Raw genomic sequence first — 17140 nt, 5'->3', positions numbered from 1 at the left:
AAGACTGGACCGATGCGTCCATATTTCGCTTGCGACAGGCGGTTCGCGTCTCCATTTTCGAAGAGAATGGACTGCGTAGTCCAATTTTCAGTGCGGGACTGGATTTTCGAATGGCCGGTTTGCCGAAGGGTCGCGTCGTTCCCCTGGCCGCGGGGGGGCTGGCCGCGCTGGCGGTCGCCGTCGGCGGCGGGCTCTGGTGGGCCGAACGTCAGAAATACGAGACGACAGACAACGCCTTCGTCGCGGCCGACAAGGTGACGATCGCACCGCTCGTGGACGGCTATGTGGCCGAGGTCCTGGTGGACGACAACCAGGCGGTGACCCCCGGCCAGGTGCTGGTCCGCATCGATCCGGCCACCATCCGGGCGCGGCTCGCCCAGGCCGAGGCCAGCGCCCAGGCCCTGGAGGCGGCGGTCGCGGCTGTGGACGACAAGGCCCGCCTGGAACAGGCGCTGATCGCCCAGCGGGCCGCCGCGGTGGCCAGCGCCGAAGCCCAGGCGAAGTGGGCGACGTCCGAGCTGAACCGCTATGGCCAGCTTGCGAAGTCCGGCTGGGTCTCCACCCAGCGGGCCCAGACCGCCCGCACGACGCAGGAGCAGGCTGTCGCCGGCGTCACTCAGGCGCAGGCCGCCCTGGAGGCCGAGCGTAGGGTCGCGGAGTCGCTGGGCTCCGCCCGGGCTCAGAGCCTGGCCCAGGCGGCGGCGGCGCGCGCGGCGGCCGAGCAGATCCGCATCGATCTTTCCCGGACCGAGATCCGCGCGCCGACGGCGGGTGTGGTCGGGGCCCGCAGCGTGCGGGTCGGGCAATACGTCCGTCCCGGCGGCGCGCTGATGAGCCTGGTCCCGCTGCAGCAGGCCTATGTGGTCGCCAATTTCAAGGAGACCCAGGTCGCGCGCCTTCGCATCGGGCAACCGGTGGAGATCCGCGCCGACGCTTTCGGCGACGAGGCCATCCGTGGCCGGGTGGCGTCGTTCGCGCCGGCCACTGGGGCGGAGTTCGCCCTGATCCCCGTTGAGAACGCGGTCGGCAACTTTACCAAGATCACCCAGCGCCTGCCGGTCCGCATCGCCATCGATCGCGACCAGAAGCTGGCTGGCGGCCTGCGTCCTGGCCTGTCGCTGAAGGTGAAGGTGGATGTGACCCGCGACACGGGGCCCTCGTTCGCCGAGTCCGGCGCTTCCGACGCGGCGACCCGCCTCGCCCGCCAGGGCGCGCAGCGCTGATCCCGTGACCGACGCGGTCCTTCCCTCCGGCGGCAAGCGGCCCCGGCCGCCGCCCGCGCCCCCGCCCGCCGTGCTGGGGGCGGATGGCGCATATGTGGACTGGGTCAAGGTCTTCCTCGGCTTCGGCGGGATGGTCATCGGCCAGTTCATGGCCATGCTCGACATTCAGATCGTGGCCAGCTCGCTGGTGCAGATCCAGTCGGGCATTGGCGCCACCGCCGACGAGATCAGCTGGGTGCAGACCATCTACCTCCTGGCCGAGGTGGTGATCATGCCGCTCACCGCCTACCTGACCAAGATGTGGGGCACCCGCGCGGTCTATGTGGGCGCCGTCATCGGCTTCGTCATAACCTCCGCGGCGGTGGGACTGTCGTCCTCCGTGCCGCTCATGATCGGCTTCCGTGCGCTTCAGGGCCTGTTCGCGGGGGCGATGATCCCGCCGGTCTTCGCCACGGCCATGACGGTCTTCCCGCCCGAGCGCCGCGTGACCGCCAACGTCATCGTGGGCCTGATCGTGACGCTGTCCTCGACGATCGGTCCAACGCTCGGCGGACATCTCACCGACCTGCTGAGCTGGCGCTGGCTGTTCTTCATCAACATCCCGGTGGGTGTGCTGGTGATCTTCCTCGTCGGCCGCTACGCCGACTTCGACAAGGGCGACCCGAGCCTGTCGAAGGGGATCGACTGGTGGGGCCTCATCCTCATGGCGGTATTCCTGCTCTCCATGCAGTACGTCCTCGAGGAGGGGGCGAGCGAGAACTGGTTCGAGGACACCCTCATTCTGTGGTTGACCGTCACGGCCGTGATCACGGGCGTCGCCTTCATCTGGCGCCAGCTCGCCTACTGGCAGCCGATCGTGTCCCTGAAGCCCTTCCGGGATCCGAACTTCGCGCTGGGCATCCTGATGACCTTCGTCACGGGGATCAGTCTCTTCGGCGGCACCTTCCTGATGCCGATCTTCCTCGGTCAGATCCGCGGATTTTCCTCGGCCGAGGTGGGCACCACGATGCTGGTGTCGGGTCTCGCCATGTTCGTCTCCTCCCCGATCGCGGGCCGGATCGTCCGGATGATGGACTTGCGCATCTCCATGGTGGTGGGCTTCGCCATGGCCGCCTGGGCGATCCAGCTCGGCACGCGCGTGACGGACGAGTGGGGCTTCTGGGAGTTCTTCACCCTGCAGGCGGTGCGCGGCCTCGGCGTGATGCTGGCCATGATCGCCTCGCAGCAGATGAGCGTGGCCTCGCTCCCCGTCACCCAGATGAAGGACGCCTCGGGCCTGATCAACCTGACGCGCAACGTGGGCGGCGCCGTGGGGCTCGCGCTGCTGACGACGATCCTCAGCCACCAGACGGCGGTCCACTACATGGAGCTGGCCAGCGCAGCGAGCATGGCCAACGCCAACAGCGCGGCGCTGCTCGACGGTCTCACCCAGATGATGACGGCGGGCGGCACGGCCGATCCGGAAGCCGTCGCCCGAAAGGCCATGAGTGGCATGCTGCACAAGCAGGCGGCGGTGCTGGCCTTCGGCGACGCCTTCGCCTTCCTGGCCATCGGTTGCTGGCTGGCTCTGGGCCTGGCGTTCTTCACGCGGCCGGTGAAGATCCAGGCCGGTCCGGCGCCCAAGCCGGCGGGAGGCCACTGATGGCGCGCGCGCCGGGGCAGATCGACGTCTCGAAGAACGAAGCCATCCTGGATGCGGCCGTCGAGGTGCTGGCCGAGCGCGGGGTGACGGCGCCGATGGAAGACATCGCCCGCCGCGCCTGCGTCTCCAAGCAGACGATCTACAATCACTACGGCTCGAAAGCCGACCTCATGCGGGCGGTGACGGCCCGTCGAGTCCACGAGATCACCGCCTCGCTGGAGGCGCCGGATGCGGCCGAGCACCCGGCTGAGGCGCTGGCCGACTTCGCGCGGGGCATGCTGGGGTCGATCCTGACTCCTCGCAGCGCCGCCTTCATGCGGATGGCGATGCTGGGCGCACTGGAGATGCCCGAGGTGGCCGCCGCGATCTACGAGGCGGGTCCGCGCTCCACCCGTCGGCGGCTGGCCGAATTTCTCGCGCTCGAGACCGGCGCCGGGCGGCTCGCGTGTCCCGATGCGCAGGAGGCGGCCGAGTTTTTCGCCGGCATGGTCCTGGGCTCGTACCAGACCGCCGCCCTGCTGGGCGTGGAGCGGAACCTGGACGCGCCGGCGATCGAACGGATCGCCACCGAGGCGGCGGCTCGCTTCATGCGAGCCTACGCCCCGTAGGGATCAGCCCTCGCCGCCCTCGTCGTCCGAGAAGCCCATGATGTGGAAGCCGGCGTCCACGTGGACGCACTCGCCCGTGGTGGACAGGCCAAGGTCCGAAAGCAGCCACAGCGCCGCGCCGGCGACCCCCTCCATGGCGGTGTCTTCCTTCATGGCCGACAGCGACCGACCCTTGGCCAGCATGCCGCGGCCGCCGGAGATCCCCGCCAGCGACAGGGTCTTCATGGCGCCCGGCGACAGAGCGTTCACCCGGATGCCCTTCGGCCCCAGGTCGCGGGCCGCGTAGCGGACCGAGGCCTCCAGCGCGGCCTTGGCCACGCCCATGGTGTTGTAGTTCGGGATCGCGCGCTCCGAGCCCATGTAGGTCAGGGTCAGGATCGAGCCGCCGGTCTCGGGCATCATGGCGGCCGCGCGCCGGGCGCAGTCCACGAAGCTGAACGCCGAGATGTTCATCGCCCGGAGGAAGCCCTCGCGGGTGGTGTTGTCGACGAAGCTGCCCTTCAGCTCGTCCTTGTTGGCGAAGGCGATGGCGTGGACGAAGAAGTCGATCTGGCCAAACGCCTCCTTCACCGTGCCGAAGGCCGTATCCATGGCCGCATCGTCGGTCACGTCCACCGGCGCGAGAACCTTCACACCGATGCTTTCGGCCAGGGGCTGCACCCGGCGCTCCATGCCCGGCAGGTGCAGGAAGGCCATCTCGGCGCCCTGGGCGGCGAGCTGGCTGGCGATGCCCCAGGCGATTGACTGATGGTTGGCGACCCCGGTGACGATCCCGCGCTTGCCCTTCATTAGGGTCCCGGTCGGCATCTGATAGTCGTCGGCCACTGTGACGTTCTCCCTCGTTCGAGGCGGGTTTAGGACGATGCGCGGCGCATGGCCATCCCAGCCCGCCCCGCGAGGCGTCCGTCAGTGGCCGTGCGGGCCTTCGTAGACGCCGGGGGCCAGCACCTCGTCCTCGCGGCCCTCGCCCTCGCAGAGCACGAAGCGCCGGTCGCAGTAGGGGCACTCGACGAAGACGGCCTCGCCCATCTCCAGCCACACGCGCGGATGGCCAAGGGCGCCGCCGACGCCGTCGCAGGCGATGCGGCCCGAATGGACGTAGATCGTCTCGGGCGCCGCGTGGGAGGGAGTCAGCGCGGGCTTGGCGGGCGCCGGCTCGGGCTGGACCTGGGCGGCCTTCTTGCGGACTTTGGTAGCCATGGTGAACCTCTTTCCGCCCGCTTGGCGCGGAGGCGGAGCGCGCCTAGGTATGCGAGGCGGCCTTAGCCCGTCAACGACAGGACCCCATGGATCTTCCGGAATTCGCCATCGAGGCCAAGGGCCTGATCAAGACCTACGCCGCCACCAAGACCACGCCCGAGATGCGGGCGCTGAAGGGCCTGGACCTCGCCATCCCCCGCGGCTCGATCTTCGGCCTGCTGGGGCCGAACGGCGCCGGCAAGTCCACCTTCATCAACATCCTCGCCGGTCTCTGCCGCAAGACCTCGGGCGAAGTGAAGATCTGGGGCCGGGACATCGACCGCGAGCCGCGCGACGCCCGCGCCGCCATCGGGGTGGTGCCGCAGGAGATCGCCGCCGACCCCTTCTTCACCCCGCGCGAGGCGCTGGAGGTGGCGGCGGGCATGTACGCCGTGCCCAAGAGCGAGCGCCGCACCGACGAGCTGCTGGCCGCCCTGGGCCTCGCCGACAAGTCCAAGGCCTATGTCCGCCAGCTCTCCGGCGGCATGAAGCGCCGGCTGATGGTGGCCAAGGCCATGGTCCACAATCCGCCGGTCCTGATCCTCGACGAGCCTACGGCCGGCGTCGACGTCGAGCTGCGCCGCCAGCTCTGGAACTACGTCCTGGAGCTGAACCGCAAGGGCGTCACCATCGTGCTGACGACCCACTACCTGGAAGAGGCCCAGGAGCTCTGCGACCAGATCGCCATCATCAACAAGGGTCTGGTTGTCGCCTGCGAGCCCACGACCACGCTGCTCGCCAGGATGGACACGCGCAACGTGCTGGTCACGCCCGAGGAGCCGCTGACCGCCACCCCTGAGCTGCCGGGATTCGAGACGCGGCTGCTGAAGTCGGGTGGCTTCTCCGTCAGCTATCGGACCGGCCAGTCCAGCGTGGAGCAGGTGCTGGCGGCCATCCGCGCCGCCGGCCTGCACATCAAGGACATCTCCACCGAGGATCCCGACCTGGAGGACGTGTTCGTGTCCCTCACGTACGCGGCGGAGGAAGCGGCAGCCGTCTGAGGCCGCCCACACGGCTTGCCACCCCGCCCGCGTCGCCGCACAACGCGGCCATGGACGCCCTCGGCCAGGCCCTGACCATTCTGGACTACGCGGCGATCGCGGTCTTCGGCGCCTCGGGGGCGTTGGCCGCGGCGCGGCGCAAGCACGACATCATCACCTTCGGCTTCTTTGCGGCGGTGACCGGGGTCGGCGGCGGGACGCTGCGCGACCTTCTGATCGACGCGCCGGTGTTCTGGATCGCCCGATGGGAGTACCTGGCCGTCTGTCTGGCGGCGGCTGGGGCGGTGTGGCTGCTGGGCTGGGGGCGACGGGGCGAGCGGCTGCTGCTCTGGCTCGATGCGCTGGGGATGGCCGCCTATGCGGCCTTCGGGGCGCTGAAGGCGACGTCGCTCGGCGTGCCGCCGCTGCCGGCCGTGGTGATGGGGGTGCTGACCGCCACCTTCGGCGGGGTGATCCGGGACATCCTGGCGCACGAGCCATCTGTGCTGCTGCGGCGCGAGCTGTATGTGACGCCGGCTTTGCTGGGTGCGTCGGTGTTCGTGGGGCTGCACGCCCTCGACCTGCCGCCCATGGTGAGCGGACTGGCCGGATTCCTGGCCGCCTTCGCCGTTCGCGCAGGGGCCATTCTGTTCCACTGGCAGATGCCGGGTTTCCCGGGGCGCACGCCGCCGGAGTGACCGGTAGGGCTATTCCACTTCCTGAGGCCGCACGCCGATCACCTTGCCCGCGGCGAGGCGCACCTCGGGGACGGCTTCCTTCGTGAAGGGCAGGTACCAGGTCGCGCCGCCCTCGGGGGGCAGGATCTCGAGCAGGTCGCCGGCGCCGAAGTCCTGCACCGAGCGGATGGCGCCCAGCGGCTCGCCCTCGGGCGTCTCGACGGCGAGGCCGATCAGGTCGGTGACGTAGAACTCGTCCTCGTCATCCGTCTCGGGCAGGGTCGAGCGGGGAATGAAGAGCTTGAGGCCGCGCAAGGCCTCGGCCTGTTCGCGGGTCTCGATTTCCTTCGCGCGGGCGACGATCCCGCCCTTGGCCGGGCGGCCGGCGAGCAGCGTGAGGGCGGGCGCGCCGTCCTCACGCTTCAGATCGCGATAGTCCAGCAACGCCACGGGGTCCGCGGTGAAGCTGGTGATGCGGACCTCGCCGCGGACCCCGAAGGCGCCCGCGACGCGGCCCACCTGGATGAGATCGTCGCTCACCCAGGATCGCCTTAGGCCTGAGCTTCGCCTTCGGCGGCGGGAGCTTCCTCGGCGGCGGCTTCGGCGGCCGGGGCTTCCTCAGCGGCCGGAGCAGCTTCCTCGGCCGGAGCCTCTTCAACGGCCGGGGCGGCGGCAGCGGCGGCGGCGGCCTCGGCGGCCTCAGCCTTGGCGGCTTCCTCGGCGGCCTTGCGGTCGGCTTCGCGCTGGGCGCGCTCTTCCACGCGCTCCTTGGCCTTCTGGCCCGGCTCGCCCTTCTTCGGGTTGTTGCCGGCGGCCCACTTCACGAGGTCCAGCTTGCCGAGTTCGCGGGCGACGCGGTCGGTGGGCTGGGCGCCCTTCTTGAGCCACTCCTGGATGCGCTCGACCTTCAGGACGACGCGGTTCGGGTCGTCCTTCTTGAGCAGCGGGTTGTACGAGCCGACCTTCTCGATGAAGCGGCCGTCGCGGGGCGAGTGGCTGTCGGCGACGACGATCGAGTAGTAGGGGCGCTTCTTGGCGCCGCCACGGGCGAGACGGATCTTCAGCATTGTCGTTAAGTCCTTGGTCTAGTTCTATTTCTTGAACGGGTTGAAGCCCGGGGGCAGTCCGCCGCCCCCAAGGCCGGGAAGTCCGGGTAGTTTCGGCATGCCAGGGCCGGCGAGGCCCTTCAGCTTGCCGGCGATCTGTTCCATCTGCTCCGGGGTCGGCGCCTGGCCTCCCGTGAGCTGGGCCAGCTTCTGCGGGTCCATGTCGGGGCCGCCGGCGCCGAGCATCCGGGCCATCTGGGCCAGGCCCTTGCCGCCGTTCTTGCTCAGCGCCTTGAAGGTGTCGGCCATCTGGCGGTGCTGCTTCAGCAGGCGGTTCACCTCGGCCACGTCGACGCCCGAGCCGGCGGCGATGCGGCGCTTGCGCGAGGCCTGCAGGATGTCGGGCTTCTTGCGCTCCGCCTTGGTCATCGAGGAGATGATCGCGAGCTGGCGGTCGAAGGTCTTGTCGGTCAGGCCGCTCTCGGCGATCTGCCGCTTCATCTTCTGCACGCCGGGCAGCAGGCCCATCATGCCTTCCATGCCGCCCATGCGCTTCATCTGCGAGAGCTGGTCGGCCATCATGTCGAGGTCGAACTGGCCCTTGGCGAGCTTCCTGGCCGTGGCTTCCGCCTTGGCCATGTCCAGTTCCTGGGCGGCCTTCTCGACCAGCGCCACCACGTCGCCGCGCCCCAGGATGCGGCCGGCCACGCGGGCGGCGTCGAAGGCGTCGAGGCCGTCGATCTTCTCGGAGACGCCGAGGAACTTGATCGGCAGGCCGGTGACCGCGCGCATGGACAGCGCGGCGCCGCCGCGGCCGTCGCCGTCGGCGCGGGTGAGGACGAGACCGGTCAGCGGCAGGCGCTCGTGGAAGGCCTTGGCCGTGCGGACCGCGTCCTGGCCGGTGAGGGCGTCGGCGACCAGCAGGGTCTCGGACGGGGTCGCGATCTTCGCGATCTCGGCCGCCTCGCTCATCATCGCTTCGTCGATGGTGGTGCGGCCGGCGGTGTCGAGGATCAGGACGTCGAAGCCCTGGAGCTTGGCCGCCTGCATGGCGCGGCGGGCGATGTCGGGGGCCGACTGGCCGGCGACGATCGGCAGGAAGCTGGCGCCCGCCTGCTCGGCCAGCATGCCGAGCTGCTCCATGGCCGCCGGGCGGCGGGTGTCGAGCGAGGCCAGCAGGACCTTCTTGCGGTCCTTGACCAGCTTCAGGGCCAGCTTGCCGGCGGTCGTGGTCTTGCCCGAGCCCTGGAGGCCGGCCATCAGGATCACGGTCGGCGGGTTGAGCGAGAGGTTGAGGCTCTCGGGCTCGCCCTCGCCGCCCAGCATCTCGACCAGGCCGTCGTAGGTGATCTTCACCACCTGGTCGGCCGGGCGGACCGAGCGGATCACCGCCTCGCCGGTGGCGGCGTCCTTGGCCTTGGCGATGAAGTCGCGGACGACCGGCAGGGCCACGTCGGCTTCGAGGAGCGCGACGCGGATCTCGCGCATCACCTCGTCGACGTCCTTCTCGGACAGCACGCCACGACCGGAGAGCCGGTCGAAAACCCCTGTAAGCCGATCGGTTAGCGCGTCGAACATCGAAACCTCTATAGCCCCAAACGCAGTCGACCCCCGTGGACGATCACGTCGACGGGGGGCCTCGCCGCCCTCGTCCCATAAACATATGGGGGTCGTGGCGGTGGAGGGCGCTGACCAAGGTTGGCGCCGGAAGGGCGCGCTTATGCCCCTGTGGAGAACTCAGGTCAAGGAATCGCCGCGCGGCGCGAGAGCGCGGCCATCAGCGCCTCGGCCTGGCGGGGGTGGGTCACCCGGTGCTTCCGGAGGTGGCCGAGGGCCGGATCAGCAAACAGGCCTTCGTACTGTATTTTCCGGCGCCGGTAGGTGTCCCAGGCCCAGCGGATCGGGTGCCCCTTGTCGAGCCAGCGGCGGAAGTCCTCGCGGTTGCCGGTGCCGGGCCAGAGCTCCCGCCCGCTGACCGCCCGCCCGAACGAGCGGCGGATCACCCTCCACATGACGAGGCTCCGCGGATAGTCCAGCCAGACGAGGTCGGTGACCCGCGCCAGCAGCGGCGGACGGGAGGTGACGTAGTTGCCGCAGCTCACCCAGGCGTCCTCCCCCATCAGCGCCGCGGCCCGTCGCAGGAACTCCGGCGGGTCGGTCTCGTGCAGCGCGATCCAGCCCGGCTGCCAGGTGACGGCGTCGAGGTCGATGTGGCGCACGCCCATCGCCTTCGCCAGCGCGCCGGCGAAGGTGGTCTTGCCCGACCCGGACGTCCCGACCACCGCGACCCGCAACTTTGTTTCTGCCTTGCCGAACGCCACTAGAAGATGAGGTGGGACAGCCCGATCAGCCCACCCAGGGCCGCAAAGCAACAGAGGGCCAGTACGCCAGCGCGCCAGCCGGCCTTGCGCTGCGTCTGCGCCCCGCTCGCCGCCCCTTCGCGGACCGTCCCGTAGAGCTTCGCCTCATGAAGCAAGGCCAAGCGGACGGTCTGCAGGCGGCCAAGCGACCAGATGAAGCCTGCGAATGCGCCAAGCGTGAGGACCAACCAGATGCCCCGGACGAACATCATGGCGCGCGTGTCCTCCACAATGGCGTCTGGTGATGGAGCCTTTCGGAGGTGATCCCGTCAAGGCGCATCGGCTCAGTCCTCGTGGGCGCCGAACTCGGCCAGGATCTCGTCGGTGTGCTCGCCCAGCTTCGGCGGGTGGCGGCGGATATTGGCGGGGGATTTCGAGAACTTCACCGGCGGCTTCATCAGCCGGTAGGTCCCGACCTCGGGGTGCTCGTAGGTCTCGAAGAAGCCGACGGCCTTCAGGTGCGGGTCCTCGTCCAGGTCGGCGAGGCCGTTGGTCTTCACCACCGGGATGGACAGGGGCTTGAGGATATCCAGCCACTCCTGGGTCGTCTTGGTGGCGGCGGCCTGCTCGATCAGGCCGTAGAGCTCCTTGGTGTGCTTGGCGCGGGTGGAATAGTCGGCGAAGCGCGGATCGTTCTTCACCTGCTCGCCGTACCCCGCGGCGTCGAAGAACTGGTCCCACTGTCTGTCGGTGTAGGGCAGGAGGCCGATGTAGCCGTCCTTGGTGGCGAACGGCTTGCGGTTGGGGTTGATCACCCGCTGGTAGCCCCACTGGCCGGTCGGCGGGGCGAAGGTGTGGTCGTAGAGGTGCTCGACCAGCAGGAAGCTCGTCACGCACTCGAACATCGGCACCTCGACGAACTGGCCCTCGCCGGTGCGCGCCTTGTGCAAGAGGGCGGCGGTGACCGCCTGGGAGAAGAAGAGGCCCGAGACCTTGTCGGCCACCAGGGTCGGCAGGATGCGGGGAACCGGGTTGCCGTCGGTGCGCGGCAGGATGTCGGCCATGCCCGAGGCGGACTGGATCAGGTCGTCGTAGGCCGGCTCGCCCGCATAGGGCCCATCCGAGCCGTAGCCGGCGGCGTGGACGAAGATGATGTCCGGCTTGATGGCGGCGACGTCCTCGTAGGAGAGGCCCAGGCGCTTCATGCCGTCGTAGCGGATCGAGCTGGCGATCACGTCGCACGACTTGATGAGCCGGCGCAGGGCGCGCTTGGCGCTCTCCTGTTTCATGTCGAGGACGATCGAACGCTTGTTGCGGTTGATGGTCAGGAAGATGGGGCCCATGCCCTTCGGCGCGCCCTCGGGCAGGTGGCCGGCCCAGCGCATGATGTCGCCGCCCTCGCCTCGGCCCGAGCCGGGGTCCTCGACCTTGATCACGTCGGCGCCCTGGTCGGCCAGGATCTGGACGCCATAGGCCCCGTTGACCACGCTGGTCAGGTCCAGAATGCGGACGCCGCTCAGCGGTCCGGTCGGCTTGTCGGCCAGGGTCTGGCTGGCGTGGGTCTTGGCGCCCATCGGTCTCTCCCCTCTTGGTTACGCGTGCTCGAGCCGCAGGATCATGGCCTGCAGCTCTTCCACGATGATGTCCTTCTTGGCTTCCAGCCGTTCCACCCGACCGGCTACTCCCACCGCGAACATGCGGCCGAACGGCCCCTTGGGCAGGGCCGCGCCGATGATGCCGAGCCCGGGCGAGATACTGTTCCTGGAGAAGGCATAGCCGCGAGCGCGCACTTCGTTGACCCGCGCCATCAGTTCCTCGCGAGTCTGGGTGGCGCCGTCGCCCGAAGCGTTGATGCGCCGGCGCAGCCGCTCGATCTCCGCGTCGGTCTTACCGGAAAGTAGGACCAGGCCGAGTCCGGAGCGGGCCAGCGGGCGTCGGGTGCCGGGCGGGGCTCGGAACTGCAGTGCGTCGGCGGAGTGGATCAGGTGCACGTACTGGGCGTGCAGGTCGCTCTGCACCGCCAGGACCACGGTCTCGTCGAGGCGCCGGTGCAGGTCCTCGAGCGCCGGCAGTAGCGGGCCGTCGCCGAACAGCGCCGTGGGAACCCAGGCGCCCAGGGCGGCGATCCGCATGGTCGGAAAATAGGTGCGTCGTTCGCGGTCGTAGTCGAGGTACCCGAGGGCCACGAGAGACTTCATCAGCGCCGAGCCGCTGGAGGTGGGATAGCCGAGCTCCTCCAGCACCTCCTTGAGGGCCAGCGGCCGGCGATGGCGGCTGAACAGCTCCAGGATCTCCAGCGCCCGCTTCGCCGATTTGACCGCGTCCTCGGCCAAAATACCCTCGCCAGCTCTGTCCGTGGAGAAATCATCCACATATGTGGAAATACGATCCATATATGGGCGATTTCCGCAAGGCCTAGTATCCGTTCGCGCGGGCCTGTTCAATGGCCGCAACGACACGGGGAAACGCCATGGACTTCGAGCTCGCCGAAGAGCACCGGATGCTCCGCGACCTGGTGGCCAACTTCGTCCGCGACGAACTGATGCCGCTGGAAGCCGGGGTGATGGCCCGCGAGGCCGAAGGTAAGGGTCTCTATCTTGACGCCGAGACGCAGGCGCGCCTGGACGCCAAGGCGCACGAGCTGGGCCTGTTCGGCCTGGACGCGCCCGAGGACGTGGGCGGCTCGGACCTGCCCATGGTGGCCATGGTCGGGGTGGAGGAGGAGATCGGGCGTTGCGTGACGCCCTACACCCTGCCGCCCGACAGTCCGAACCTGCGGATGCTGATGCAGACAGTGAACGAGCGGCAGCGGGTGGCGTACCTGGCGCCCTACGTCGCCGGTAAGACTACGTCGGCCATCGGCATTTCCGAGCCGGGCGCCGGTTCCGACCCGGCCGCCATGACCACCCGCGCCGTACGCGACGGCGACGACTGGATCATCAACGGCCGGAAAATCTGGATCACCCGGGCGGCCGACGCCGACTTCACGATCCTGATGGCGGTAACCGACGTCGAGAAGGGCGCCCGGGGCGGCATCAGCGCCTTCCTGGTCGACAAGGGCACGCCCGGCTTCAACGTCCTGCGCCGCATCCCCATGCTGGGCGGGCAGTACACCTATGAGGTGGCGCTGGAGGACTGCCGGGTCGAGGGCTGGAAGCTGCTCGGCCAGGAGGGCCAGGGCTTCGCGCCGATGCAGACGCGCCTCGGCACCCGGCGCATCCAGATGGCGGCCTGGTCGATCGGCATGGCCCAGCGCGCCATGGAGATGGTCATCGAGTACGCCCCGCAGCGGAAGACCTTCGGGATGCCGCTGAGCGAGCGCCAGGCGATCCAGTTCTGGGTCGCCGAGGCGGCGACCAAGATCCACGCCGCGCGCCTGATGACCTACGACTGCGCGTGGAAGCTGGACAACGGGCGTGACGTGCGCTCCGAGATCAGCATGATCAAATGGTTCGCCACCGAGATGGCGTACGAGACCCTGGACCGGGCCATGCAGGCCTTCGGCGCCATGGGTATGACCAAGGAACTACCGCTGCAGCTCATGCAGGCGAAGCTGCGGACGATGCGGATCTACGATGGCCCGACCGAGGTCCATAAGTGGGTCGTGGCCCGAAACCTGTTGGGGACGAGACGATGAAGCAAGCTTACGGCGACCATGTGAAGGTCGCGCTGGACGGACACGTGGCCGTGGTCACCCTGGACCGTCCGCCGCACAACTTCGTCTCGGTGGAGTTCATGGCCGACCTGGCCGAGGCCATGGAGGCGGCCGACGCGGCCAACGCGGTGCGGACCATCGTCATCCAGTCCGAGGGCCGGACCTTTTCGGGCGGCGCCGACTTTTCCTCGCCCACCGACAAGGTGGCGTCGGGCATGGGCGGCGTGGGCGATCTGTACGACCAGGCGGTGCGGCTGTTCTCGATCCAGAAGCCGATCATCGCGGCGGTGCAGGGCGCGGCCGTGGGCGCGGGCCTGGGCCTGGCCATGGTCGCCGACTTCCGCGTCGCGGCGCCCGAAGCCCGGTTCGTGGCCAACTTCGTGAAGCTGGCGTTCCACCCCGGCTTCGGCCTGACCCACACGCTTCCCCGCGTCGTGGGCCAGCAACGCGCCAGCCTGATGTTCCTCACCGGCCGCCGCATCAAGGCGGAGGAAGGCCTGGCCTGGGGCCTCGTGGACGAACTGGTCCCGGCCGAGGAGCTGCGCGGCGCGGCCCTGCGGCTGGCGAAGGAGATCGCCGAAAACGCCCCGCTGGCGGTGGTCTCGACCCGCAAGACCCTGCGGGCCCAGCTCGCGGCCGACGTGCGCGCCCAGACCAAGATCGAGCACGAGGAGCAGACGATCCTGCGCGCCACCGAGGACTTCGCCGAGGGCGTCCGGTCGGTGGCTGAGCGCCGGCCCGGCGCGTTCCAGGGCAGATAGGATGCGATCCGGCCTCCTGGCGCTCGCTCTCGTCGCCGTCGCCTCGCCGGCGGCGGCGCAGATGCGGGCCGCCGTGGAGGTCCGTACGCGGCCCGACGCAGTCGGCGACCTGTATCGCTATCGCAGCGAGTCGAAATACGCCGAGACCAACGCCGACGGTTCGGCCCACCAGTCGAACACCCAGGTGTTCGACCTGGAGGTGCTTGGCGTTGAGAGCGACGGGTTGAAGCTGCGCTACACCCTGCGCGAGGCGAGCCTGACAGACACCTCGGGTCCGGCCATGGAGAGGGCGCTCAAGGCGCTGATCGGTATCCCGCTGGACTTCCAGCTCCGGGCCGATGGCGCCCTTGTTGGCCTGTCAAACTGGGAGGCGTTCAAGGTCGGGGTGCTCAAGGCGGTGGACGCGGCCCTGCCGGCGAACGACCCGATCCGGCTGACGTATCACCAGCGTTTCGGTCAGGCGCCAATGTACGCGGCCCAGGACATGGTGCTGGGCGACGTGCGCCTGCTGGCGATCATGGAGCCCAAGGGCGCGGTGCCGGTGGGCATGTCCGAGGTGACGGACGATCGTCGCACGCCGCCGGGCCGGGCGCTGTCGGATGTCAAGGAACTGAAGCCCGGCTGCACGGTGCGGATCGTGCGCGCCGCCGTCGGCCGCAACACCGGCATTCGGCAGGATTTCACCACCGAAGCCACCCTCTCGGTGCGCGACGGCCGGGTGATCGCCCTGACCCAGCGCCGCATCGAGGAAGCCCCGGGCGCTTCGGTGAACGAGCAGGTGACGATCCGCCGGGTGAGCCCTACGCCGGCGTGCTGAGCGGCCAGCTACCGCGCCGCGGTCTCGACCACGTCGCGCCAGTCCTTCAGGAACTGCTCACGCACCGCGACCTGACCGTCGGCGAACTCGACCTGCGGTTCCCGGGCGAGGTCGAACCTCGGCCAGGTCACGCCGCCGGCTGCCCCCGGCGCTCCAGTCTTCGCGAAGTTGGCCCAGAAGGTGGTCATGGCGTCGGACAGCGCCTTATCGGCGGCGTCGAACTTCGCGGCTGGGGCGCCGAAGACGAAGCGGATCTCGTCGGTATGGCGGGCGCCATAGGGTTGCGACGCCTTCTGCGCCGCCGGGACGTGGCTGAAATAGTAGAGATATGCCCGCTGGCCGGCCCGGGTGTGCAGCCGGGCCGCGTTGCGGTCGGGCTCGGTGATCATCTGGACGGTGACGAGATCGTTGACGACCCGGGCCCGGTCACCGGTCTCTTGCGGATCGAACACCTTCAGCACCGCGGCCTTGCGGTCCTCGGGCAGGGCGTCGAGCTGCGCCGGCTGGGGCCGCACGAGACTCGCCTCGTTGGAGTTGCCGCCGATCATCAGCGGAACCTTGGCCTGGCGCCCTGCCGCGAAGCCCTGGGCGACGCCGCCGGCGATCCAGGTCCCGTCCAGGATCGGACCGGCGCGACCCACGAAGCTGCCTGAATAGGGCATGGCCGACAGGGGAATTTTCCGGAGCGCCGCAGCCGCCTCGGGGCCGTCGCCCGTGACGCCCGCGGCCTCGGCGGCCTTGGATCCCGCCGCCTCGGCGGTCTTGAGCGGCGTGGGGTTGTGGCGGGCGAAGGCGCTCTGGCCGATCGCCTTGTGGAACAGGCCTTTCGCCTCCGGATACAGCATCAGGTACAGCACCGAGATGCCGCCGGCGCTCTCGCCGTAGATGGTGACGTTCTTGGGGTCGCCCCCAAACGCGGCGATGTTGGCCTGAACCCACTTCAGGGCCGCGACCTGGTCCATCATGCCGTAGTTGCCGGTAGCCCCCTCCTTGGTCAGCGCCGGATGGGCGAACCACCCGGCGCGGCCGAGGCGGTAGTTCAGGCTGACGTGGACGATCCCCTGCCGCGCGAAGTTCGTCCCCTCGGTGTCGCCGCCGAAGGCGCCCATGCTGGTCCCGATGACGTAGGCGCCGCCGTGGATCCAGACCATCACCGGCAGCTTCGCGCCAGGCCTGGCGTTGGCCGGTCGCACGACATTGAGGAACAGGCAGTCCTCGCTGGCCTGGCAGCTTGCGCCGGGCTTCGAGGCGTCGCGCTCACCGGTCCAGGGCGCGGGCGCGGCCGTCGGCCGCCACCGGAGGTCGCCGACCGGCGGGGCGGCGTAGGGGACGCCGAGGTGATAGGCCACCGCGTCCCTGACGGTTCCCCTGAGCGCGCCGTCGCGGACCTTGACCACCTGGGTCACGTCGGACGCGAAGGCGTCCGCAGGCGCCTGGGCGGCGGCGGGCAGGACGGCCAACGACAGCGCGAGAGCGCCGGCCGCCAGAGCGCGAAAGAGCATGTTTCCCCCGGATATTCTTTTCGAATTTCCGGTGTGCCTAGCGCCCGCCTGTTGCGCGATTGTGTCGGGGGGCGGCGAGCGACCCTGAACCCGTCAGGCGGCCAGGATCTCGTCCTCGGGGATCACCGCGTCCAGCGCCAGCAGGGTGACGATGGAGTCGTCCACCGTGATCACGCCGCGGACAAAGGTGCGCACCTCGGCCGATCCCACGTCCGGGGTCGCCTGCAGCATGCCGGCCTGGAGGGTGAGGATGTCGCAGACCGCGTCGACCAGCAGGCCCACGAGGCGGTCCTCGATCTCGGCCACGATGACCACGGAGGCAGCGTTCGGCTCGCTGCCGGCGAGGCCGAGGCGGGCGCCGAAGTCGATCACCGGCAGCACCTGGCCGCGAAGGTTGATCATCCCCAGCACGTGGCCCGGCGCATGCGGCAGGCGGGTGGAGGCCGTCCAGCCACGGATCTCGCGCACCGACATGATGTCGATCGCGAACCGCTGGCCTGCGATCTCGACCACGATCAGTTCGCGGCCAGCGGAGATTTCGGCGGGAAGGGACATCTTGTGAAACTCCGGCTGCTGCTCGCCAGGACCTGGTCAATACGCGTGTGAACTCAGCCTTTCCCTACAGGCCATCGCTTTCTCATTGGTGAATTGGGGGCGGCTTTGCTGCGGCGACTTGACGCAAGCTGCGCT

At 69.4% G+C, this 17140-nt stretch carries 19 protein-coding genes; 8 read left to right on the top strand and 11 right to left on the bottom strand.

What is annotated here, in order from left to right:
- Window positions 1–110 precede the first annotated feature (110 nt).
- Genes DJ019_RS04875 through DJ019_RS04865 form a run of 3 tightly spaced genes read left to right on the top strand, consistent with a single transcriptional unit; the run spans window position 111 to window position 3473 of the window.
- On the top strand, window positions 111–1223 hold the full coding sequence (locus DJ019_RS04875; RefSeq protein WP_111274878.1) for an HlyD family secretion protein: 1113 nt from the start codon (window positions 111–113) through the stop codon (window positions 1221–1223).
- 4 nt (window positions 1224–1227) lie between these two features.
- A complete protein-coding gene (locus DJ019_RS04870; RefSeq protein WP_420849838.1) occupies window positions 1228–2865 on the top strand; it encodes a DHA2 family efflux MFS transporter permease subunit in 1638 nt (545 codons plus the stop codon).
- Window positions 2865–3473 (top strand): TetR/AcrR family transcriptional regulator, encoded by a 609-nt coding sequence (locus tag DJ019_RS04865; protein ID WP_111274877.1) that lies wholly within the window; start codon window positions 2865–2867, stop codon window positions 3471–3473. Before DJ019_RS04870 ends, DJ019_RS04865 begins: the two co-directional genes overlap by 1 nt.
- A 3-nt stretch (window positions 3474–3476) precedes the next feature.
- On the opposite strand, the gene DJ019_RS04860 is transcribed toward DJ019_RS04865, so the two are convergent.
- Together DJ019_RS04860 and DJ019_RS04855 are read right to left on the bottom strand one after the other, a co-directional pair.
- Window positions 3477–4298, bottom strand: a complete 822-nt coding sequence (locus tag DJ019_RS04860) for an enoyl-ACP reductase FabI (protein WP_111274876.1) — start codon at window positions 4296–4298, stop codon at window positions 3477–3479.
- A gap of 81 nt (window positions 4299–4379) precedes the next feature.
- Window positions 4380–4673 (bottom strand): zinc-finger domain-containing protein, encoded by a 294-nt coding sequence (locus DJ019_RS04855; RefSeq protein WP_111274875.1) that lies wholly within the window; start codon window positions 4671–4673, stop codon window positions 4380–4382.
- Between the two features lie 86 nt (window positions 4674–4759).
- On the opposite strand from DJ019_RS04855, the gene DJ019_RS04850 reads away from it, so the two are divergent.
- Together DJ019_RS04850 and DJ019_RS04845 are read left to right on the top strand one after the other, a co-directional pair.
- A complete protein-coding gene (locus tag DJ019_RS04850; protein ID WP_111274874.1) occupies window positions 4760–5713 on the top strand; it encodes an ABC transporter ATP-binding protein in 954 nt (317 codons plus the stop codon).
- A gap of 50 nt (window positions 5714–5763) precedes the next feature.
- On the top strand, window positions 5764–6390 hold the full coding sequence (locus DJ019_RS04845) for a trimeric intracellular cation channel family protein (protein WP_111274873.1): 627 nt from the start codon (window positions 5764–5766) through the stop codon (window positions 6388–6390).
- 9 nt (window positions 6391–6399) lie between these two features.
- Here the strand turns inward: DJ019_RS04845 and rimM are convergent, their stop codons facing one another.
- The 7 genes from rimM to DJ019_RS04810 form a co-directional block, all read right to left on the bottom strand.
- Window positions 6400–6909: a ribosome maturation factor RimM gene (rimM, locus tag DJ019_RS04840; RefSeq protein WP_111274872.1), complete on the bottom strand. Its 510-nt coding sequence runs from the start codon at window positions 6907–6909 to the stop codon at window positions 6400–6402.
- Between the two features lie 11 nt (window positions 6910–6920).
- The gene (gene rpsP / locus DJ019_RS04835) at window positions 6921–7436 is read right to left on the bottom strand and encodes a 30S ribosomal protein S16 (protein ID WP_111274871.1); all 516 of its coding nucleotides are present in this window, start codon (window positions 7434–7436) and stop codon (window positions 6921–6923) included.
- Window positions 7437–7460: 24 nt separating this feature from the next.
- Complete coding sequence (ffh, locus tag DJ019_RS04830; RefSeq protein ID WP_111274870.1) at window positions 7461–8993, bottom strand: signal recognition particle protein; 1533 nt, start codon at window positions 8991–8993, stop codon at window positions 7461–7463.
- Between the two features lie 164 nt (window positions 8994–9157).
- Window positions 9158–9709 (bottom strand): P-loop NTPase family protein, encoded by a 552-nt coding sequence (locus tag DJ019_RS04825; RefSeq protein ID WP_111274869.1) that lies wholly within the window; start codon window positions 9707–9709, stop codon window positions 9158–9160.
- Window positions 9710–9735: 26 nt separating this feature from the next.
- Window positions 9736–9987, bottom strand: a complete 252-nt coding sequence (locus DJ019_RS04820) for a hypothetical protein (RefSeq protein ID WP_111274868.1) — start codon at window positions 9985–9987, stop codon at window positions 9736–9738.
- A gap of 72 nt (window positions 9988–10059) precedes the next feature.
- Window positions 10060–11289, bottom strand: coding sequence for a CaiB/BaiF CoA transferase family protein (locus tag DJ019_RS04815; protein ID WP_111274867.1), 1230 nt, complete (start codon window positions 11287–11289; stop codon window positions 10060–10062).
- A gap of 18 nt (window positions 11290–11307) precedes the next feature.
- The gene (locus DJ019_RS04810) at window positions 11308–12048 is read right to left on the bottom strand and encodes an IclR family transcriptional regulator (protein ID WP_111274866.1); all 741 of its coding nucleotides are present in this window, start codon (window positions 12046–12048) and stop codon (window positions 11308–11310) included.
- A gap of 137 nt (window positions 12049–12185) precedes the next feature.
- On the opposite strand from DJ019_RS04810, the gene DJ019_RS04805 reads away from it, so the two are divergent.
- Genes DJ019_RS04805 through DJ019_RS04795 form a run of 3 tightly spaced genes read left to right on the top strand, consistent with a single transcriptional unit; the run spans window position 12186 to window position 14948 of the window.
- Window positions 12186–13352, top strand: a complete 1167-nt coding sequence (locus tag DJ019_RS04805; RefSeq protein WP_111274865.1) for an acyl-CoA dehydrogenase family protein — start codon at window positions 12186–12188, stop codon at window positions 13350–13352.
- Window positions 13349–14131, top strand: coding sequence for an enoyl-CoA hydratase/isomerase family protein (locus DJ019_RS04800; protein WP_111274864.1), 783 nt, complete (start codon window positions 13349–13351; stop codon window positions 14129–14131). Before DJ019_RS04805 ends, DJ019_RS04800 begins: the two co-directional genes overlap by 4 nt.
- Window position 14132: 1 nt before the next feature.
- Window positions 14133–14948: a hypothetical protein gene (locus DJ019_RS04795; RefSeq protein WP_111274863.1), complete on the top strand. Its 816-nt coding sequence runs from the start codon at window positions 14133–14135 to the stop codon at window positions 14946–14948.
- An 8-nt stretch (window positions 14949–14956) separates the two neighbouring features.
- Here the strand turns inward: DJ019_RS04795 and DJ019_RS04790 are convergent, their stop codons facing one another.
- Together DJ019_RS04790 and DJ019_RS04785 are read right to left on the bottom strand one after the other, a co-directional pair.
- Window positions 14957–16450 carry a carboxylesterase/lipase family protein gene (locus DJ019_RS04790; protein ID WP_111274862.1) on the bottom strand — a complete coding sequence of 498 codons (1494 nt, stop codon included), beginning with the start codon at window positions 16448–16450 and terminating at the stop codon, window positions 14957–14959.
- 93 nt (window positions 16451–16543) lie between these two features.
- Window positions 16544–17005, bottom strand: a complete 462-nt coding sequence (locus tag DJ019_RS04785; RefSeq protein WP_111274861.1) for a chemotaxis protein CheW — start codon at window positions 17003–17005, stop codon at window positions 16544–16546.
- Between the last annotated feature and the right edge of the window lie 135 nt (window positions 17006–17140).

Origin of the sequence: Phenylobacterium kunshanense (genome assembly GCF_003254525.1) — a bacterium.
In the GTDB taxonomy this organism is placed as follows: Bacteria; Pseudomonadota; Alphaproteobacteria; order Caulobacterales; family Caulobacteraceae; genus Phenylobacterium; species Phenylobacterium kunshanense.
Note: the sequence above shows the minus strand (reverse complement) of the source record. Positions and strands in the feature narration are given on the sequence as shown.